The sequence below is a fragment of the Sinanaerobacter sp. ZZT-01 genome (assembly GCF_035621135.1).
In the GTDB taxonomy this organism is placed as follows: domain Bacteria; phylum Bacillota; class Clostridia; order Peptostreptococcales; family Anaerovoracaceae; genus IOR16.
Genome location: NZ_CP141728.1, coordinates 311,907 through 331,185, shown reverse-complemented (window position 1 = coordinate 331,185; position 19,279 = coordinate 311,907). Strand labels below are relative to the sequence as shown.

General features: G+C 34.5%; 19 protein-coding genes and 3 pseudogenes. 19 read left to right on the top strand and 3 right to left on the bottom strand.

Going from position 1 to position 19,279, the window contains the following annotated elements:
- Nucleotides 1-11 precede the first annotated feature (11 nt).
- The 16 genes and pseudogenes from U5921_RS01675 to U5921_RS01595 all read left to right on the top strand — a co-directional run bounded on the left by U5921_RS01675 (nucleotide 12) and on the right by U5921_RS01595 (nucleotide 14,432).
- Complete coding sequence (locus U5921_RS01675; protein ID WP_324824803.1) at nucleotides 12-1,556, top strand: ABC-three component system protein; 1,545 nt, start codon at nucleotides 12-14, stop codon at nucleotides 1,554-1,556.
- Complete coding sequence (locus tag U5921_RS01670; protein WP_324824802.1) at nucleotides 1,553-2,350, top strand: ABC-three component system middle component 1; 798 nt, start codon at nucleotides 1,553-1,555, stop codon at nucleotides 2,348-2,350. The genes U5921_RS01675 and U5921_RS01670 overlap by 4 nt, the downstream gene beginning before the upstream one ends.
- Nucleotides 2,350-4,767, top strand: coding sequence for an AAA family ATPase (locus U5921_RS01665; protein ID WP_324824801.1), 2,418 nt, complete (start codon nucleotides 2,350-2,352; stop codon nucleotides 4,765-4,767). Before U5921_RS01670 ends, U5921_RS01665 begins: the two co-directional genes overlap by 1 nt.
- A 72-nt stretch (nucleotides 4,768-4,839) precedes the next feature.
- Nucleotides 4,840-6,018 carry a PIN domain-containing protein gene (locus U5921_RS01660; protein ID WP_324824800.1) on the top strand — a complete coding sequence of 393 codons (1,179 nt, stop codon included), beginning with the start codon at nucleotides 4,840-4,842 and terminating at the stop codon, nucleotides 6,016-6,018.
- Nucleotides 6,019-6,184: 166 nt separating this feature from the next.
- A complete protein-coding gene (locus U5921_RS01655; protein WP_324824799.1) occupies nucleotides 6,185-7,885 on the top strand; it encodes a P-loop NTPase fold protein in 1,701 nt (566 codons plus the stop codon).
- Nucleotides 7,886-7,927: 42 nt separating this feature from the next.
- Nucleotides 7,928-8,236 carry a plasmid mobilization protein gene (locus U5921_RS01650; RefSeq protein ID WP_324824798.1) on the top strand — a complete coding sequence of 103 codons (309 nt, stop codon included), beginning with the start codon at nucleotides 7,928-7,930 and terminating at the stop codon, nucleotides 8,234-8,236.
- Between the two features lie 6 nt (nucleotides 8,237-8,242).
- Complete coding sequence (locus tag U5921_RS01645) at nucleotides 8,243-8,599, top strand: hypothetical protein (RefSeq protein WP_324824797.1); 357 nt, start codon at nucleotides 8,243-8,245, stop codon at nucleotides 8,597-8,599.
- A gap of 5 nt (nucleotides 8,600-8,604) precedes the next feature.
- Nucleotides 8,605-9,564 carry a relaxase/mobilization nuclease domain-containing protein gene (locus U5921_RS01640; protein ID WP_324824796.1) on the top strand — a complete coding sequence of 320 codons (960 nt, stop codon included), beginning with the start codon at nucleotides 8,605-8,607 and terminating at the stop codon, nucleotides 9,562-9,564.
- 132 nt (nucleotides 9,565-9,696) lie between these two features.
- Complete coding sequence (locus U5921_RS01635) at nucleotides 9,697-10,023, top strand: hypothetical protein (protein ID WP_324824795.1); 327 nt, start codon at nucleotides 9,697-9,699, stop codon at nucleotides 10,021-10,023.
- A gap of 17 nt (nucleotides 10,024-10,040) precedes the next feature.
- Nucleotides 10,041-12,109, top strand: a pseudogene (locus tag U5921_RS01630) (VirD4-like conjugal transfer protein, CD1115 family).
- Nucleotides 12,099-12,371, top strand: coding sequence for a hypothetical protein (locus tag U5921_RS01620; protein WP_324824792.1), 273 nt, complete (start codon nucleotides 12,099-12,101; stop codon nucleotides 12,369-12,371). Before U5921_RS01630 ends, U5921_RS01620 begins: the two are co-directional and overlap by 11 nt.
- Nucleotides 12,305-12,499 (top strand): annotated as a pseudogene (locus tag U5921_RS01615) (DUF6133 family protein); the annotation flags it as partial. The gene U5921_RS01620 and the pseudogene U5921_RS01615, both read left to right, overlap by 67 nt.
- A gap of 79 nt (nucleotides 12,500-12,578) precedes the next feature.
- Nucleotides 12,579-13,415, top strand: a complete 837-nt coding sequence (locus tag U5921_RS01610; protein ID WP_324824791.1) for a conjugal transfer protein TrbL family protein — start codon at nucleotides 12,579-12,581, stop codon at nucleotides 13,413-13,415.
- 15 nt (nucleotides 13,416-13,430) lie between these two features.
- Complete coding sequence (locus U5921_RS01605; protein WP_194700526.1) at nucleotides 13,431-13,640, top strand: mercury transporter; 210 nt, start codon at nucleotides 13,431-13,433, stop codon at nucleotides 13,638-13,640.
- 11 nt (nucleotides 13,641-13,651) lie between these two features.
- Nucleotides 13,652-13,975, top strand: coding sequence for a hypothetical protein (locus U5921_RS01600; RefSeq protein ID WP_324824790.1), 324 nt, complete (start codon nucleotides 13,652-13,654; stop codon nucleotides 13,973-13,975).
- Nucleotides 13,976-13,979: 4 nt separating this feature from the next.
- Nucleotides 13,980-14,432, top strand: coding sequence for a hypothetical protein (locus tag U5921_RS01595; RefSeq protein ID WP_324824789.1), 453 nt, complete (start codon nucleotides 13,980-13,982; stop codon nucleotides 14,430-14,432).
- On the opposite strand, the gene U5921_RS01590 is transcribed toward U5921_RS01595, so the two are convergent.
- A protein-coding gene (locus U5921_RS01590) for an IS3 family transposase (RefSeq protein ID WP_324824788.1) occupies nucleotides 14,388-15,487 on the bottom strand; the annotation gives its coding sequence in 2 pieces (ribosomal slippage) (nucleotides 14,388-15,238 and nucleotides 15,238-15,487; 1,101 coding nt in all). The two genes, U5921_RS01595 and U5921_RS01590, sit on opposite strands and share 45 nt — an antisense overlap.
- Before the next feature lie 85 nt (nucleotides 15,488-15,572).
- Here U5921_RS01590 and U5921_RS01585 point away from each other — a divergent pair.
- From U5921_RS01585 to U5921_RS01575, 3 genes and pseudogenes are all read left to right on the top strand, one after another.
- A pseudogene (locus U5921_RS01585) lies at nucleotides 15,573-17,126 on the top strand (DNA cytosine methyltransferase).
- Between the two features lies 1 nt (nucleotide 17,127).
- The gene (locus U5921_RS01580; protein ID WP_324824787.1) at nucleotides 17,128-17,385 is read left to right on the top strand and encodes a hypothetical protein; all 258 of its coding nucleotides are present in this window, start codon (nucleotides 17,128-17,130) and stop codon (nucleotides 17,383-17,385) included.
- A gap of 3 nt (nucleotides 17,386-17,388) precedes the next feature.
- Nucleotides 17,389-17,970, top strand: a complete 582-nt coding sequence (locus U5921_RS01575; protein ID WP_324824786.1) for a hypothetical protein — start codon at nucleotides 17,389-17,391, stop codon at nucleotides 17,968-17,970.
- 46 nt (nucleotides 17,971-18,016) lie between these two features.
- Here the strand turns inward: U5921_RS01575 and U5921_RS01570 are convergent, their stop codons facing one another.
- A complete protein-coding gene (locus U5921_RS01570) occupies nucleotides 18,017-18,667 on the bottom strand; it encodes a class I SAM-dependent methyltransferase (RefSeq protein WP_324824785.1) in 651 nt (216 codons plus the stop codon).
- Complete coding sequence (locus U5921_RS01565; protein WP_324824784.1) at nucleotides 18,645-19,205, bottom strand: PadR family transcriptional regulator; 561 nt, start codon at nucleotides 19,203-19,205, stop codon at nucleotides 18,645-18,647. Before U5921_RS01565 ends, U5921_RS01570 begins: the two co-directional genes overlap by 23 nt.
- Nucleotides 19,206-19,279: the final 74 nt, after the last annotated feature.

The window sequence follows — 19,279 nt, the reverse complement described above, 5'->3', positions numbered from 1 at the left end:
TAGGTGATTTCATGTTAATTTCCCCGTTTAGTGCAATCTCATCTTGGGAGGGTTATGAATATCAGGGACATATCGCTGTCTTTGTTGTATTGCAAAAAATTAGAGAATTGATTGTTATTAATAATAATGCAATTAATGATTTTATACTAGAAATTGAGGGCGCTGAAGATTTCTCAATAAAAGAGAAAAATAACTATGTAACTCTTCATCAAGTTAAAAGTGGAACTATTGATTTAGATCAGAACGAAAAAAAAGATAAATTTTCTTTTATCATTTCGTTACTACAGTATAACGCTAAATATGGATATTTTCATACTTTACCAAATAAGATGATTCCTAACGACTTCATAAAGAGTACCTCAGATTGGATTGATACGTTACTTTTTGATCTCGATAAAGATATTAAGAATTCAAATGAGGTTGCAGAAGAAGATTATGACAAGTACATTATAATAAACAAGATTTTACCGACTACAAAAAAAGGAAGCTTATATAATATTATTAATTTTGTGTGCAAAGGAAACAAAGAAAAAGAGGAAATACAACGCTTAGTTAAGGACATAGAAACAGAACTTACAACCTACAAAGAAAAACTACAAGACAATGATGACTTAATAAAGGATGATCAACTCCTATCTAAATATGATCGTAACTTTAACAACTCGCAGGAAGTAAAAGAAGCATCGTATTCTCTGATTAAAGAAATCTTAAATGTCGTCAAGCCAGAATGGAATTTATTTATAGACAACGATTATTTAGAATTTGTATATGGTCAAGTTTTCTTAGATTTTAAAGATCATATAACTAATCATTTCATTAATAAAGCAGAAGTTAACAATGGTTGTCAGATAAAATTTTTTGAAATCTTCACTATATTAATAAATGATTATCATTCAAATTTTAATTCGATTAAATACCAGTACTTTTTGCTCTGGAAAAGTATAAGGAGTATTTTTGAACAATTTCCCTCTAAAAATAAAAATTTATGTAAAGCGGATAGATGCGAAGAATGCGATGAGATACCAGCTTGTAATTTAATTCGACAACTACAAATAATATCAAAAATTGAAGAAGAAGATTTACATAATTTTTTATATCGTCTTATATTAAAAGAACCAGAAAAAGGGAAGCCCAATAATTTGCCTGATGATAGTTTAATTAATAGGCTTTTTATAAATATACTTAAAGAAATAGAACTTTTATCTTTTGAAAAAAACAATATTATTCAGGCCCAAAAAGATGGTTTGTTTTACAGGCTTACTCTCAATGCGAGTGGTGAAATACATGAATTACAGGAACAAATTAATAAAGAAGTACACGCATCTGTAGATGATAAACTTTTAATATATGAAAGTGATGTTCTGATTACAGATCAGTTAAATGAAGAAAATTTTATATATAATGGTATTAATACCACGGTGATCGGAGAAAAAGAATTTCGTGATTTAAAAGACATAACTAGCGATTCTATCGATAAAATAAAGAAAAACTACAACAAACCGAAAATAATGCGGCTTATTGATAGGAAAAATGCTAAAAAGGAGCTAAGTGAATGAAAGCAATTATAGATTTAATTTTAAGGCAACATTCATATATTGCTGAAGAAAAAGTGCAATTGGACTCTATTGGTTTTTATAAGCATAGCGATAAAAACATTGCAAGCTATTTTTTGATAAATAATGTTGACTGCAGAGAATTTGAACAGAACGAGAAATTAATGAAACTTGCTCTAGAAAAATTAGAGAGTGATTACTCAATTTCAGATGATTCTCAAAATAAAACCATAAAAATGATAATTCAAAAATCCTTTGATAATAATCAAGAAGCAAGCCAAATTGATAAAAATACTTCTGCGATTTATTTGATTCAGTTTAGTGATATGAAAAATCTTAACTTGCATCGGAATTTAATATACGCTATTGAGGAATCCCCAAATTACTTTAAGCGATATATTATTCCTTATACCGAAACACAATTTTCTATTTTGCAATCAACGATAGAAAATTATGAAGGAAGGGGTATTGCTGATATTCTCAGTGATATTGCCAATAATGAAGATGAATATTATAAATTGCTAGAAGGCAAAAATATTGGGAGTGTATATGAACTTGTAATTCGTCTATTTTCAAAAGTGCCCTTTTTACAGTACAAATTTAAAGCTGACCCAACACCGCTATCCATTGAGAGTGATATTTCTCAAAAAATTACAGATGGCACAGAGAAATATCATAATCTAATAAAACATGGAAATTGCACTCTAGAGCAATTGCTCGAAATAGAAAATGATATTGAGATTGATGATCAAAAGCTGGAAAAAGAGCTAAACCGCTTGCTTGGAGGTGTAAAATAATGCCTTATGCAATTAGTCAATTACAGGTTAGAAATTTTAAATGCTTTGACAGCAAATCTTTTTATAAGTTTGAATTTCATAAAGATCAAAATCCTACCATATTATCTGGGCCAAATGGATTTGGAAAAACCACCTTTTTTGATGCTATTGAACTTATTTTTACAAAAAAAATAACACGTTTGCAAACTAGCATAGAAGATGGAAGGATAAATTTGGGGAAGAATATTTTATTGAATGAATCAGACAAAGATGGAGATTTAATTTTAACTTTAAGTGATGAAAATGATAATTATATTACAGTTGTAGCCGTAATTGACCATCAAATTCAGAAGCTTTTTATAGAGGAATCAATAAAATATAGTGTTGTATATAGAAGATTTGATTCGGATGAAGATATAGATATATTTTTAGGTAGTCAACTACAATGGAAGCCCTCCCTTCAACAGTTCGAAAAATTAAGATACTCAATGGATCATTTTAATGTCTACTATTATGTATCACAAGCGGAATCTGTTCACTTTTTAAAGAACTCTATTACCAATCGTAAGGATAGTATGAATGTCCTTTTGAATACTGCAACAATTGATGGATATATAGAATATATTACTAACCAATTAATTGGTAAAAGCAAATCTAAAAAGGGTGTCGTTATTAATGATGCTATTACATTAAGTAACGAGATTATTGAAACAAAAGCAGATTTGTTAAAATCTAAAATTCAAGGAACTAATCTTAATTTACAAAAAGTTGAATATAGCCAATTGTTAGAATACCCTATTGATGTTAATCCTGTGGGTTGGGATGTGGAAACTATAGACTTTGATTCCGAATCATTATTAAATATAAATTCAGCAATTCTTGAATTACAAGCACTGTATAGTTTAGTTATCAATACACAAGATTATGATATTTATTTGCATAACAAAAAGATCAATGCACTTATTAATAATAGTGATATTATTAATGACTTTATTGATTTTAATCAATATATAACAGATTCGTTTTTGGACAAAGAGAAGATTCGGAATTTGATTTCTGAATGGAATAAATTGATTGATATATATAATTATAGTAGTTTCTTTAGAAGCAAGTTAGAAATAACCAGCTATAAAAAGGGCGAATTGCTTAAACTTAAAGAGTTAGATGAAAACTTAATTTCATCTAATATTGATGAAATATCTGATATCATTGCTTCTATTAATGATGCAAATAAAACACTGTCTAATAGACAAAACACATTAAATGATTTGGATAAAGCAAGGGTAAAGTTGCATCAACTAAAAAACGATTTTGATAAAGAATCTTCAAACTGTCCTTTTTGCAACCATAAATTCGAAAATGTTGAGGAATTAGAGCAATCATTTTTAGCTCTTACCAATTCTTTGTCAGCGGAAAAAAACGAAAAATCTCAAGAAATACAGTTGCTGACGCAAGCTTTAAATGCGATGCTCCAAAAAGATTTGGATGCAATTTTAGCTATAGTGCAAAGCTATGATGATTTGAAAATTCGGGAATTAAATGCATTAATGTCAAAAACCAAACAGTTTATTGAAAATGAAAAAAGAGTTCAAGATGTAGAAACATTGTTTTCATACTTGAGAAAATCAGATTCTTGGGTTGAACTTAGGAATGAAGAAAAATCAATAGAGATTCAACGTATACTGCAGGGAAGCCTGAAAAATTATAGCAACGCTGAATTCAGTAATGATACGGAAAAATATGACTTTAAAAGCATCAGTAACAAATTTCAAAAACTACTTTCTATTTCACAACCTAGACTTGTGGATAAAGAACAAGTAGAGGAAAAAATTCAATATCTACAATACAAATCATCCATTTCGAAGAGTACAGAATTAAATGCTTTGAGAAATGAAATCAAAAATGAGTTGCTAAAAGTTCATAAACTCAGAAAAATACGCGATCATTTAGACGATCTCCAAAAGTTATATCAAAACTCAATCGATGATTATAAAAATCAGATATTAAAAAAGCTTAGAGTACCTTTATTGATATATACTGGTAAGATACTACAGGACTATCAAAATGGTTTGGGGGTCTTTGTTAGTAAAGATGAGATGCGCTTTGTTTCAAATGGCGATGCCAAGCATGATATTCTTAATACTTTCAGCTCTGGTCAGCTTTCGGGATTTGTATTAGCATTCCTTTTTTCAATGAATAAGCAATATATTATGAAATCAAGAGATGACATCGGGTTCATTCTTGTAGACGATCCGGTGCAAACTATGGATGACATCAATATATCTTCGCTTATAGAAGTTTTGCGTAACGATTTTTCTAACAAACAAATAATCATCTCTACTCACGAAACAGATAAAGAAAACTATATTCTATATAAGTTTTTAAAGTATAACTTGAAAGGGCAATCGTTTAATGTTAAGGAAAAGCTATATCTCTAATGCAATTTTAGAAATCTTGTAGTGCATCTATTTTGACCTAATGACACAAATATGAGAATGGAGGTATATATAATGTCAGTTTATCCTATTGCAGTTTTTATTGATACAAATATATTTGATGAAAGCAAGTACCATTTGGAAGGAACAAGTCCACTAAATATACTAAAAAAGTTTTCAGACAATAAGAAAGTAAGTTTATATACAAGCGATATTGTCCTAGGTGAAGCAAGAAGACACATTAAAGAGAACGTTCTTATATCGTATGAGTTATTAAAAAAAAATAACAAGGAAATGAGGAAACATATATCACCGAGTCTGATTAAAGATACACCATTTGCATCTTTTTATGAAATACCTGAGAATAATGGGTTCGAAGAGGTAGCGCTTGCTAAGTTTAATCAATATCTTGAAGATTTAAATTTTATGATAATAGATAGTTCAGGTGTAGATGTTAATCAAATTATTGATGATTATTTTCAGTTTAGACCACCATTCGAGAATAATGAAAAGAAAAAGAACGAGTTTCCGGATGCAATTATGATTTCAAAGATTAAAAGTTATTTTTCAGAAATACAACCAATGTGGATTATTAGTGGAGACAAGGGTTTTAGAAAGGCTTTTGAAAATATTGATGGATTTAGTTGCTTTGATAAATTAAATGAAATTTTTGACTTGATTAATGAACAGGATGAGAAGAAAACTTATGATGCAATTAAGACTCATTTATTTGATAAAAATGTGGTGAATAATATTACCAGTTTGTTAGAAGAAAAGATTTCTGATGGGAACTTTGAAATTGACGGACAAGATTGCGATAGAAAAGGAATCTGTGAAGGTTACGATTATGATGAAGCATTTATTGATGCGATTTCAGGAATGGAACTAAGATTAAGTTCTGTTAATGATGTTAGCGATAATAATGTTACAGTCACAATTGAATGTAAAGCAGATATTAGTGTGTTTTGCGGATATGATGATTATTCAAATTCAGCTTGGGACTCGGAAGAAAAGGAATACTTGTATATTGGACGTGGCCAGGTTAGTGAAGATCATTCTGTTGAATTTGATAGTACATTGACATTCGAAGTTAGCTCTATAGGTAATGAATTCGACTTCAAGTTAATTAATATTGAATTTGATTTAGAGATGAATCAATGGACAAGGACAAATAGAGAAATAATTGAAAGTGACCCTAGAGGTGATTGGGAAGCTGATATGATGGATGCTTTAGAAGAATATCATAAGCATTAAATCAAGTCTTTATTTTTCAATACCCAAATACCGAATAGGAAAGCTCTGCTTTCATGAGGGCAAGCTTCCACTTTGTTTAACAAAGTGTGTTTGAATGTTGGGAGGTCTCCCAAACCCTCGTTGATTATTAATGAACAATTGATTTATGAATGTGGGAGGTTTAAAGATGAATACGAATCAAGCTTCTTTAGCTTTAGAGATAATTTTTAGTGATTCTAAAATCGGAATAAATGAGAAAAAATGCATTTTGGTAGATGGAAATTGGGGGATTGGGAAAACATATTTTGTCCAAGAGTATTTTAAGAGTTTTAGTAGTGATTATGACTTAGTATATACATCGGTATTTGGAAAAGAAAGTATGAAAGATATTGAAAAATCAATGCTTTTTAATTTAATACCAGGGCTGAAGAACGTAAAAGATGAAAGTATAGGAGTAAAAGTAGCGAAAACTTTATTGAATGATTTAGGTGACAAATTTTTAGGTGTCAGTGTAGAAAACTATGTTAATTCTTTTTCTATAGAAGACGTGAAATGGACCAGTCCGGATAAACGAATTGTCATATGTATCGATGATATCGAGAGAAAATCAGAATCAATTGAAATGAAAAGCTTATTAGGCTTAATTGAAAGAGCTTCAAGAAATTTTGATATAATTGTGGTTGGTAATACAAAAGAGATAGCAGAATGTGATCAGGAAATCTTCTCCAGATATAAAGAGAAAGTTATCAATCACATTATTGAGTTGAATAAACTTGATAAAACCATTCTCTATACAATTATTAAGAATATACCTAAAACTGTAGATGAAGAAGATGAAATTATAAATGTTTATCTTGAAGGGAATATTGTCTTTGGAAAGCCTAGAACTTCAGATAAAGGTTATAAGGTGGGAAATATTTATAATTTGAGAATATTTTTAAAATATGTAGAATTAATTATTAGAGTGAAGGAGCACCTTGTTGCTAATAAATTAGGTACGGATATTTTAGAAATATGTAAAGCAGTTATTTATGATATATACTTTCCCGAAAGAGAAGGTAAGAGAAAATCAATGAATTTTGATAAATATAATATATACAAAAGCATATATAAAATACACTCAAATGAGGATATTGACAAAAATGAGTTCAATGAATACTTAATGGCGAAGTCCGAGGTTCGGGCAGATGTGGTTAAAATTTATAATGCATATACACTAAATGAGAGAGAGTTTGATGAGCTTAAGGAAAAAATTCTGATGAAATCACAATCTAGGGATGTAGAGTATTTCATAAAGCAAGAAAATGTAATTTCTGTTTTTAACGCTTTGAATGATTTATATAAAGTAGATGAAGATTTTGAAAAATCATTATTAAAAAATGCTGTAGATTTATACGATGAGAGTCAAGGGATTCATAAAAAGATAAAATATTCATCATGGGACGATGTAGATGAATTTGGGAATGAAATTGAGTGTAGGGATAGAGTTAAGAAGTTCATCGATAAGATTAATAATACCTGTAAAGACAAATATGAGACGTCGATTTTAAATCAACAACAAGAAGCTTTTACGAATCAAGAGTATGGGCGTGTTCTATCTTTGCTAAAATTCAATGAATTAAATGATAAGAAACGTTTCATTGAAATCTTTGATTATTATTTTAATCAATTAGTTATCACGTATTCTGCAGAGGGAGCTAAAAGTATAGAAGATCTTATTGATAAAACTGAAAGTGAGACTGCAAATGATTACTTAATTGAAAAGAAAAAAGAAGAAGTGGAATTTACAAGAAGGAAAAAAATAGATCATTTTATGGAATATTTGGATAGAAAAATGGAGCATGAAGCAAGGCTTGAATATGAGATGGAACAAATGATAAATGAATAGCTCCTTAATTAATAAGTAATTAGAAAAATAGTGGGTAACAAAATGAACAAAACTAAATTCATAGGTTTCCGAGTAACGGAAGCCGAATATAACAAAATAAAAAAGAAAGCTGAAAAATCAAAGCTTTCAATTAGTAAATACGTCTCCTTGTCTGCACTGGACAAGGAGATTATTTTTTTTGACGACATTAAAGAAATGAATCATCAGTTATCTAAAATCGGCAACAACTTAAACCAGTTAACGGTATTAGCCTATCAAGGAAAAATCAAAGAAGTTAATCTAACGAAGGCCAGAGAAACATTTACTGGTTTATGGGATGAGCTGTGCAAATTAGTCAAAGGGAAGAGGTGATGACGTATGAAATATCATATTTATCGTTATGGGAATGGCTGTGAGTGGAAAGATGATCTTCGGGAAGCCGCTGATTATTTTAATCACTTGCCAACTGATGGAAGGTATACCTCCTTAGGTATTACCGAAGGTTCATATGCAGTGGATGCAGTGATAAAAGGAGAATATGCTAAAGGTCAAGACTTCCTTCTATCACAAGACATCAGACAATCAAGACTTTTTAAAGAGAATCCCCAAAAGATGATAGGCGCATTGTCGGAACTTTATGCAGCAGTAGGTGTGAAATCTGAATTTAGTCAAAAGATGATTGAGGATTTAAAAACTCTAGCCAATGATTTAGATCATGAGTTAGATGAGATGTAATGCCTATGGCTGTTATTGAATTCATCAATGGAAAGAACAATACCTTAGCAGCGCTTGAAAGAGTTCTGAAATACATTACCAACCCAGCTAAAACAGAAGAAACTTTAGAAGATGGTCATAACTGTGGTGTTAATACAGCCTATAATGAGTTTTTTATGACTAAGTCAGAATACAGTAAATTAAAAGGCAGACAATATATCCACTTTACTCAGAGCTTTGCGCCATATGATAAAGTGACACCTGCAATGGTTAAGCAGATTGCTGATGAGCTGGTGCAAATGGAAGCCTTCAAAGGTTTTCAAGTTGCCTATGCAGTTCATACAGATCGAGATCATCTTCACACGCATTTTGTTGTAAATACCGTTAATATGGAGACCGGTATGAAATGGAAACAGAGCGCAGAGCACCTTCAAATGATGAAGGATTATTCTGATGAAATCTGCAAAAAATACGGACTGATTATTACTCAAGGCAAATCAGGCAGTCGTGTTAATCGAGGTGAATACCGTTCAAAAGAAAACGGTCATAGTTGGAAGTATGAACTCTATTTAGCAGTGAAAAAAGTGAAATGGATTGACAGAAGTAAAGAAGAATTTGTAGATAATATGAAGGCATTAGGTTATCAAGTGGATTGGAGTGATACCAGAAAATATATTACTTTTACCAATGCACAAGGCAAAAAATGCAGAAATAGAAAGTTGTATCCACCGGAACATTTTGCAAAGGAAGCACTGTTAAAAGCTTTTGAATTGAACAGTCAAAGAATGGAGGCTAGAATCTCTCGAAGTAAAATGGAAATGCTCCTATCAGCAGTTCAACTTGTCAAAATGGATAATCAGTTTGATGCGAGCAGGAGTAACTATCCTTTATCAACGATTGAAGGAGAAGCAGTAAAAGAAAAAATTGAAAAATCAAAGAAAGGCAAAGGGCTTAACTGGGACAAAGAAAGTGAAAATAGTATGTAAATGAAAGGTGGATGATTGAATGACAAAACCAATGGAATTCTACAATCAACTTAAACCCTTCAGGCAGATGGTTTAAGAGATGGATACCGTAAAATACTAGAACATGATGGACATGTTCTGGCGATGGGGGAAATGCAAGACGGTTTTGAATTTGTGACTTGGCAATACACATATGATGGTAAGTCCGTAACATTGGGGCATTATTTTTCAAGTCTTGAAACAGCAAAAGAAGATTTTGCCAAACGTGCAGGACTTATTAATGCCAATCGCATGTTTGGGGAAACGGATTTAAAATTAATCCATTCAAGTTTAGTGAATTATGTAGGGCTTAATGGCAATTTGAATTACAAGGATGAAAAAGCCATTGGTTCTATTCTTGAAAAAATTGAATTGATTGTTCCGGAGATTTTGCGTCATGAGAAACTTGAAGATCTTGAGATGGTTGCTGATGACGGGTAGAACTGTGAGGTGACAAATTGAAATACAAACAATTGAAGCTGATGATATCGGCACTGATTTTTCTTGTAGGTTTATGGATGAATATTTACTTTTCCACGAACCTGCATTTTTTATTGTCAGGAAAAATGAAAGTGCTCACTGTTATTCCAATTAAATATTGTTTTGAAAGTATAGCGGCAAGTGATCAACATTTGTCGCTATTTCTTTATTTACAAGGCTTTGTTCTTTTATGTTCTATATATTTTTACTTGGCAAATATGAAACCCTATCAATCAGATTTAGAAGCGATTACACCAGATATTGCAACGCCGGTCAGAGCGGGACAAATGCAATTTGGATCAGCAAGATGGCTGACTGAAGGTGAAAAGATTAAAGAGTTTAAATCGACTAGGCTTAGGAAGTATGATCTAAAAAAATTAATGGAAAGGATTAAACAGGATGAAGAAAAAGAAAACAGTCCAAAAGAAGAAAACTTATCTGAAGGGAAAAACATTCAAAACCAATCAGAAGAAAGGAATGAAGCATCAAATGAAAAAGATTTGTCAGAAACCGATGCACAGGAACATCCGATATCCCAGCTAAATCAGGGTGGCATTGTAGTTGGATTTCAGAAAGAGGGAGATACAGAAAAGATATTTTATATTGATGAAGACACCCATAGTCTTTGTATTGGTGCTACTCGATCAGGGAAAACACGGTCAGTTGTACTTCAATCCGTTGGCCTGCTTGGACTTTCAGGGGAGAGTTTGGTCATAAGTGACCCCAAAGGCGAAATCTTCACCTACACTTATCCCTATTTGGTTGCTCTTGGCTATGAGGTGATTTGTATTGATTTTAAGAATCCTCTTAAGAGTGATCGCTATAACTTCTTGCAGCCAATTATTGATGCCATTGATGAAAATGATATTCCCAAAGCAGTGGATGCTACATGGGATTTAACAGCGGCACTCGTCCCAGAGAATAGTCACAACGAAAAAATCTGGACCAATGGTGAAGCCAGTATTATTGCCAGTGCTATTATGGCAGTGGTTTATGATAATCGCAATGGCAAAGACAGAAGATACCAGAATATGAGCAATGTCTATTTCTTTATCAGTGAGATGTGTAAAGTAGTGGACGGCGCAATGCCTATCATCAAATACATGAAGAATATGCCGGCAAATCATCCAGCTAAAGCTTTACTTGCCATTAGTGAAGTGGCTCCTAGTAAGACCAGAGGATCATTCTATACTTCAGCACTGACAACATTAAGGCTGTTTACAAATCCTCTGATCCATTCCATGTCAGAAGCCAGTGATTTTGATCTCAGGAAAATGGGAACAGTCAAGCAGGTACTGTTCATTATTCTTCCTGATGAAAAAACAACTTACTATAGTTTAGCCAGTCTCTTTGTGAATCAGTGTTATATGCAACTGGTGAAAAATGCAGATGAGAGAGGGGGCGCTTAAAGCGAAGAGTCAACTTCATGCTTGACGAATTTGGCAACTTTGTAAAGATTCCAGACTTCGCCAACAAACTAACCGTTGGTGGTGGAAGGGGTATCCGGTTTAATTTATTCCTTCAAAGCTTTATGCAACTGGATGAGAAATATGGCAAAGAAGTCGCTGGTACAATTAAATCCAATTGTGAAACTTGGCTTTATCTTCAAGCTGATGATCTAGGAACCTTGGATGAAATATCAAAGAAACTAGGGAATTACACGGTATCCACCTATTCGCTGAGTTCATCCCATGGCAAATATTCGAATCCATCAAGTTCTCACAGCGTAAATCTAACGCATCGAGCACTTTTAACAGTGGATGAAATTAGACGAATCAATAGACCTTACACATTAATCACTTCGAGAAATCATCCGGCAATGATGCAATTGCCAGATTTATCGAAGTGGTTTTTTAATGCCCTATTCGGACTTGGTGACAAAGAACATAACAGAAAGGTGCGTGAAGAAAGAGAAAGAAAAAGACACCAGAGAAAATCCCATAATGCCATTGATACGTGGAATATTTGGGAGTATTACACCCAAGAAGAAAAATCAAACTTTGTCTATATGCGAAATATGAAAGGCGGTGAAAAAGATGAAGCGTAACCCCCTAAGACAGAAAGTAACAAGAGTTCTAAAGGCCATGGCTGGAACACTGTCAGCAATGATGTTGTCAACCGTTCCGGTAATGGCAGATACGGTTCAAGAAAGTCAAATTGTGAAAGGCACTGAAAATTTAATTCAAGACGTAACGACTTGGTTAATGGTTTTAGCACCAATTGTCGGCGTTTTGCTGATTAAAAAGGAAGAACAATTCTTGCTGGAAATAGCGGAGAGGGCATGGTCGATTCTGCTGTTAAAATTTTGATTTCAATTGTTATTGGTGCTTTGCTATTGGCAGGATTGTATGCACTTTTTGGCGATGTGATTTTGCCAACTTTGCAAGAGAGAATTGAAGATATGTTCAACTATAGTGGCGGTGTGACGGTGAACTAGTCGTTATTTTACGAATGATGTGATGGTAGGAGGGGCTTTTAGCCCCTTTTATACTTTATCGCGAGGGAGGTGCACATTAATGGAATACGTCATCATGCTGCTGATAGGAGCGATATTATCCGGTTGTCTGGCATATGTGAATACCCTTCTTGATGGACTTGTTCCCATTGCCCTTCATGCAGAAGACTATATGGATACACTTCTTGGAACCAGTGGTATAAGCAGCATATTTGATATTTTCTTTTCGTTTGGAGTTTCTCTCATTGTCTTAAAATTTCTAAAAAAAGGCTTTGAGCGATATATTTTATGGACGGAAGGGGATGCTGAGATTGACCCTCTTTTGCTACTGACAGGATTCTTCAAGTCTCTTGCTATTGCTGTTAGTTTTCCGACCTTATATGGTTGGTTAACTGAAGTAGTTGAAGATCTGAGCAACGAATTAATTACCACGGTTTCTGATGACATGGCAACGGATTTTAGTTCCATTATTACAGGGATTACAAGTGCAGGGATATTTACAGGCATTGTTTCCATCATCTTTTTTATCTGCTTCTTTATGCTTTATGTCCAGTTTCTGACACGGGGACTGGAAATCTTGATTCTTCGGATCGGATTACCACTTGCCTGTGTTGGCTTAATGGATCAGGAAAATGGCGTGTTCAGAACCTACATTCAAAAGTTTTTTCAAAGTACAATAGCTGTTTTGGTTCAGATTGTTTTGGCAAAGCTAGGCGTAGCGTTAATGCTCAATGCCCACGTGTTTTGGGGATTGGCAGCTCTTTTATTAGCCTTAAGGACGCCGAAGTTCCTACAAGAATTTCTAATTGTTTCTGGTGGAAACGGTAGCGGCATGATGAACCCCATTTATTCAACTGCTCGAATCTATCAAATGGGAAAAGCGGTATTTAAAAAATAGAAGGAGGGTGAAGCCGTGGAGTTATTAAAAGAAATGGCGGATGCCTTTATCCTGTTGATTCGTGTAGGCGCAGTTTTAAGAGTGGTTTTCTGCTTTATTCATCTAGGCATTGACGAAGAACAAAGTGCTAGCTATAAAAAGAAGATGAAAAATGCAGTCGTTTTTTATGTTTTGGCAGAGAGTATCTGGCAGATTAAAGATTTAGTCATGAGTTACTACATGTGATGGAGGTGTGTATGGAAGAAAGAAGAAAAAATCCTTTGTATATTCCACAAGGACTTAAAACCAGGGTTGAGATATTTGATGGCTTTGGTAAAGAAGAACTGTTTAAAACGATTATGACAACCATAATCGTTGGTATTCTTGATGTCCTGTACTATCTGATTTCTAAGAATACAGTAGTTAGCGTTGTAACGATTCTTGTAGCCATTGCAGGGAGTGTCATGATGCTCACAAGAGATCGTTCTAACATCTCCGTTGTAGATCAAGTTGGATTTATGATTCGGTTCGCACGATCACAGAAATTCTATCCATACAAATATCAGGATGAATGGAGATGAGTCTATGGGCAAGATGATAGAAAAGGTTAAAAAGTCATTGGAAGCCATGGTGATGGTTCTAAAAAATCCGAGGCTAATAGATGATTTATCAGATGAAATCAATATCAAGTTGCTGGAAATCTCAGAACTCCAAAATCGGAATAGCAAATTAAGTGAGGTGGTACAAGAACTCCAAGAAGAGGCCTACGTGGTTGAAGCAACAAAATGGGAGCTACATGAACAAAAACAGATAATATCTGAGCGTGTAGACAAAATGCTTGATGAAGCGATACGTGGGACGTTGGGATACGATGATCAAGTCCGGTTTAAGCAACTTGAATTCATGGACCCTGAAGGATGGTGTATCTATAGAGCCAGTCAAGAAATTTTAAAACTAGATGTGTGGAAAGGCAACCCTTTTTCGTACAATTTTTTAAAGGAGTGCTTGCTTAAATTCAACTGGCGTTTTATATCCTAATGCGCCATGTATTCTTTTGTTATTGAACCAGTATACATATGCTGATAATTCTTGTTTTAAATGATCTAAAGTTTCAAAATATCTTGAGTGTACAAATTCTGTTTTTATGATTTTAAATTGAGACTCGGCAACAGCATTATCATAAGGGCAACCTTTTGCACTGAGGGAGCGTTGAATATTAAATTTTTTGAGTAAATCATCTATTAGATAATTCTTAAATTCACTACCACGGTCAGTGTGAAATATTTGTAAATCATATAAATTGGCTTTTATTTTTGCTAACGCATCATGAACCAGTTGTGCATTTTTATGTGCACCACAGCTATAGCCAATAATTTCTCTATTATGTAGATCAAGAATAATACAGATATAATGCCAACTATTTTTAACTCTGACGTATGTTAGGTCACTTACAACAACTTCTAGATGTTTTCTTTTTTCAAAATTATGATTCACAACATTTGCTATTTTTTCTTCGTTAACTGAGTCTTTAGGGTGTTTATATTTTTTCAAAGTATAAGATGATACCAAATCACTTGATTTCATAATCTTTGAAATTCGGCGTCTTGAGAAATGATAGCCTAACTTTGCTAATTCTACTTTCAATTTACGCGTACCATATGCATGTTTAAATATCTTGATAACAACTTCGCTCAATGGGTCTGAAGAATTAATTTTCTCTTTATAAGAATAATAAGTATTTCTTGAAATATCCAAAGCTTTGCACATTTTAGAAATAGAATATTTGTGTGCATTGGCTCTGATAATTTTTACTTTCGTCCCATTATCAGAGCCGCTTGCTTTAAAATGTCATTTTCCATCAATAGTTGTTTATTTTGTTTTCTTAGTTTAATCAGCTCTTTTTGCTCTGGTGTTAAATTATCAGAGGTTTTAAAAGAACCAGTTTTATTATATTTTTTAACCCATGAATGAAATGTTGATGCAGTTAAATCGTATTCCTTAATGATTTCATTAGAAGGTTTACCACTATTGTATAGCTGTACCATTTGTTGTTTAAATTCATCCGTATAATTTCTTGCTTTTCGTCTACTCATGTGAACAATTTCCTTTTTATATTGTTTATTATAACAGCTCCTTCAAAAAACTGTTCACTTTAGTGTAGTCTATCCAAGTTTTCCCATCGAAGTTACAAAAGTACGATTTCCCGAGATGCTCCATGTTGGTGACATTACAAAGCTTGATGGGAGAAAACTTCCTGTTGTGGATATTATTTGTGGAGGCTCACCTTGCCAAGACTTATCTGTAGCGGGAAAGAGAGCAGGACTTGATGGCGAACGTTCAGGGCTCTTTATGGAGCAGATTAGAATAACAAAAGAAATGAGGTATGCCGATGGAAAAGACGGAAAAGCAAATGACCTTATTCGACCTCGATTCTTCGTTTGGGAAAATGTCCCTGGAGCCTTCTCCTCTCAGAACGGAGAAGACTTCAAAGCGGTACTTGAAGAAACCGTTCGAATTGCAGACCACACCATATCTGTACCTCGACCTGCGGGAGGGGTATGGAAATTTGCTGGGTGCATTTTGGGAAGAGAATTCTCCCTTGCTTGGAGAGTTCCGGATGCTCAATACTGGGGTGTCGCCCAAAGGCGCAAAAGAATCTTTCTTGTCGCAGATTTTGGAGGATACACCGCTCCCAAAATACTATTTGAGCAAGACTGCTTGCTTGGGAATACTTAGACGAGCAAAATCGAGGAGTAAGGAATTACCCGAACAATTAAAAACAGCATTGGAAATACAAGCCGGAATTACAAGGATAAATGACAGCAGTATATCAAATATGAAAGAGATGAAATCTTATCACATTAATCAAAGAAATGAAGGAATTGACCTTGAAAATCTTTCGGGTGCGTTGATGGCAAGACAAAATATGCAGATGCAGACCTTTGTTACAGAACCAATGATATGCTTAAATAACCAAGGCGGAAAACGCATGGATATCACCGAAAACATAACATCTACATTAAGAGCAAGTATGGGTGGAAACCTCCCAATTGTTATGGGAAGTCAGCAAGGTGGTGCGGAAATTTGTGAAAACCTTTGCCCGACGATTACATCAGCCGCCGGAACAAGCGGAAACAATCAGCCTGTACTGTTTGATAATCACGGTAAGGACTGCAGATATAACGGACCACTAAAAGTTGCTCCGACAGTGGCAGCAATACGATTAACCGCCAGGATCATAACGGTGGCAACGGTCAAGGGGTGCAGAAAGATATCAGTTATACCCTTACAACATCAGATGTTCATGCTATTTATAAGCCTGAGCCATATCAAGATGTAGTAGGAGCATTGTGTAATGGTGATTGGAAAGGTGCAGGCAATCAATATGTCAGCCAAGATAAGTGTATTATTGATAATCAAAGCACTATTTATGGACAATCTGCATTTGCAGATTACAAGGAAGGCTGTGGCACTTTAAGAGCCGAAGGCGGTGACAATGGTGGAGGCAGTGAAAATCTTGCAGTTTCACGAAACCTTGTCCGTAGGCTGACGCCTCTTGAGTGCGAAAGACTGCAAGGCTTTCCTGATGGGTGGACGAAGATACCAAAAGCATCAGATTCGCCAAGATACAAGGCTCTTGGAAATAGTGTAGCAATTCCATGCGTAGACTTTGTTCTCCGTGGGATTGCTTTTTTCTTGGGAAAATTCAAGGAAGAAAGTGAGGAAAGCTAAAATGTATATGTACCCCGATAACTTAAAAGCAAAAGCAACACTCTGGCTGTGGGAATTGCGTGACATTGGTATTATTGGAATAGGATTGCTTATTTCTGTTTTTGGCCTTGCTCAAACAGGTATTCTATTCCCTGTTGTAATAACTGCAGCATACGCTTTTTTAAGCATTCGATTTGAGGATATGAGTATCTTGGATTTTATCCGATATGCCGTATCCTTTTTTATTTTAAAGCCGCAGATATATGAATGGAGGTGGTAAACTATGAGCAGAAAAGAAAAGAAAAAACATAAAAATTCTACAAAAGAACTGATGGGAATTACGGAAATCACTGATTACGGCCTTGTTACGCCTTATGGTGAACTTGTATATTTCATCATCCATCCAACCAATATCTCTGTACTTTCAGAAAGCAGTGTAAGCAGTAGAATATATGCACTGATGACGGTGCTCAAAGGTATCGCTGAAATTGAAATGCTCTGCCTTAATTCCAAAGAGAATTTTGATGACAACAAGCAATATCTGAAAAAGCGTATGGAGGAAGAGGAAAATGCTATTATCCGAAAACTTCTGATGCAAGACAGCACCAATCTTGACCGCATGCAAGTGCAGATGGCCACTGCACGTGAATTTCTGATAATCATTCGATTGAAAAATGAGAAAAAAAGTGGCGTGTTTTCATATTTATCTCGTATAGAAAAAAGCCTTAAAGACCAAGGCTTTACAGCAAGGAGAGCGGATAATGCGGATATCAAGAGAATTCTCGGAGTGTACTTTGAACAGAATGTCACGACTGATAGGTACGAAGATTTCGATGGTGAGAGGTGGGTAATTTTTAATGAATAGAAAAAAGAAGCAAGGAGAAATTCCTTAGCTTCTCTTTTAGGTGTCATTACTTTTGACCTGCAATACAAAGTCCAAAGAAATCACTGGTTACAGTTGCATTGCGTAGATTAGAATGACGTAGAAGTTCAGTGATTTCAGAAATTGTATAGGCAGCATTTAGTGATGTAATTAGACCGGGGCGCATTTCCTTGGGCTGAGTTGAAAGATAGACCAATGCCTTTTTAAGTGGATGCACATCACGACGCAAATCGGTGATGCAGTATCGTCCGCCGGTACGAAGAACACGATAAATTTCATCAAAGGCACGGATAGGGTTTTCCCATTCATGTAAGGATCCGTTGGAAATGACAGCGTCAAAGCTTTTATCCTCGAACGGCATCTCCATGCAGTTTCCCAACACGTAGTGGGCGGGAATGCTGTATTCAGCAGCATTTTTCTCGGCAATATGAAGCATAGCAGGACTGATTTCGCAGCCAGTGAGTGAAGATGGTCGAATCTTTTTTGACAGTTCCAATCCCACATATCCCGGTCCGGGCCCGACTTCCAATACATCACCACCCTTGATGCCAGACGCAATCATGCCGTCCACACCGTTCCATCCTTTATCCCGCATACTGCGGGCAAATAAGTCAAAGGTTTTCACAGTAACTTCATTCTGTATACCCTCATTTGTTTCAATAACTCTGGTTTTTACCATGTGTTTTAGCCTCCTTCAAGATGTTTAATGATTCTGCTGCCCAAGTAAGCTCAGCCTTATAATGCAGAATGTGGTGCTCAAAAATAATATTGGCAGAGGTTTTATAGTCTTCGGGGATATGCGCTATAGTTTCTTTACGGTGAATTTCCAACTTATTAAGTGTCTTTTTCAAGCTAGAAATGTGCCGGCTAAGACTATCTATTAAGACACTACTATCCAAAGAATCAGAAAAATAAAATGTACCATCAATATCAAAGGAAGGACGATACTTAATCTGCAAGGTTTGATGAAGTAGTTCCTTAAATTTATCCGCTCCTGTATTGCTTATCTGATACACGGTTTTTTCTGGGCGTGCACCTTGCTTGTCACGATTAGCAGTAATTAGTCCCGCAAGTTCCATTTTTTCAAGATGGTAATACACAGTGGGTAGTTTAATCTGCGTAAAGTCCTCAAGCTGTTCCTCCATTAGCTTTTTTATTTGGTATCCGTGTTGAGGACCAAATCGCAAGAGTAAGCCAAGAATGTATAGTGGAATCATATTATCACTCCTTTTTAATATAGTCAGTACTGACTATTTGTCAATAGGTGATTTTTTTGAAAGGAGATATTGTA

Coding starts and splice junctions, on each gene's coding strand:
- U5921_RS01675 (WP_324824803.1), top strand. CDS start 12: ATGTTAATTTCCCCGTTTAGTGCAATCTCATCTTGGGAGGGTTATGAA.
- U5921_RS01670 (WP_324824802.1), top strand. CDS start 1,553: ATGAAAGCAATTATAGATTTAATTTTAAGGCAACATTCATATATTGCT.
- U5921_RS01665 (WP_324824801.1), top strand. CDS start 2,350: ATGCCTTATGCAATTAGTCAATTACAGGTTAGAAATTTTAAATGCTTT.
- U5921_RS01660 (WP_324824800.1), top strand. CDS start 4,840: ATGTCAGTTTATCCTATTGCAGTTTTTATTGATACAAATATATTTGAT.
- U5921_RS01655 (WP_324824799.1), top strand. CDS start 6,185: ATGAATACGAATCAAGCTTCTTTAGCTTTAGAGATAATTTTTAGTGAT.
- U5921_RS01650 (WP_324824798.1), top strand. CDS start 7,928: ATGAACAAAACTAAATTCATAGGTTTCCGAGTAACGGAAGCCGAATAT.
- U5921_RS01645 (WP_324824797.1), top strand. CDS start 8,243: ATGAAATATCATATTTATCGTTATGGGAATGGCTGTGAGTGGAAAGAT.
- U5921_RS01640 (WP_324824796.1), top strand. CDS start 8,605: ATGGCTGTTATTGAATTCATCAATGGAAAGAACAATACCTTAGCAGCG.
- U5921_RS01635 (WP_324824795.1), top strand. CDS start 9,697: ATGCAAGACGGTTTTGAATTTGTGACTTGGCAATACACATATGATGGT.
- U5921_RS01620 (WP_324824792.1), top strand. CDS start 12,099: ATGAAGCGTAACCCCCTAAGACAGAAAGTAACAAGAGTTCTAAAGGCC.
- U5921_RS01610 (WP_324824791.1), top strand. CDS start 12,579: ATGGAATACGTCATCATGCTGCTGATAGGAGCGATATTATCCGGTTGT.
- U5921_RS01600 (WP_324824790.1), top strand. CDS start 13,652: ATGGAAGAAAGAAGAAAAAATCCTTTGTATATTCCACAAGGACTTAAA.
- U5921_RS01595 (WP_324824789.1), top strand. CDS start 13,980: ATGGGCAAGATGATAGAAAAGGTTAAAAAGTCATTGGAAGCCATGGTG.
- U5921_RS01580 (WP_324824787.1), top strand. CDS start 17,128: ATGTATATGTACCCCGATAACTTAAAAGCAAAAGCAACACTCTGGCTG.
- U5921_RS01575 (WP_324824786.1), top strand. CDS start 17,389: ATGAGCAGAAAAGAAAAGAAAAAACATAAAAATTCTACAAAAGAACTG.
- U5921_RS01570 (WP_324824785.1), bottom strand. CDS start 18,667: ATGGTAAAAACCAGAGTTATTGAAACAAATGAGGGTATACAGAATGAA.
- U5921_RS01565 (WP_324824784.1), bottom strand. CDS start 19,205: ATGATTCCACTATACATTCTTGGCTTACTCTTGCGATTTGGTCCTCAA.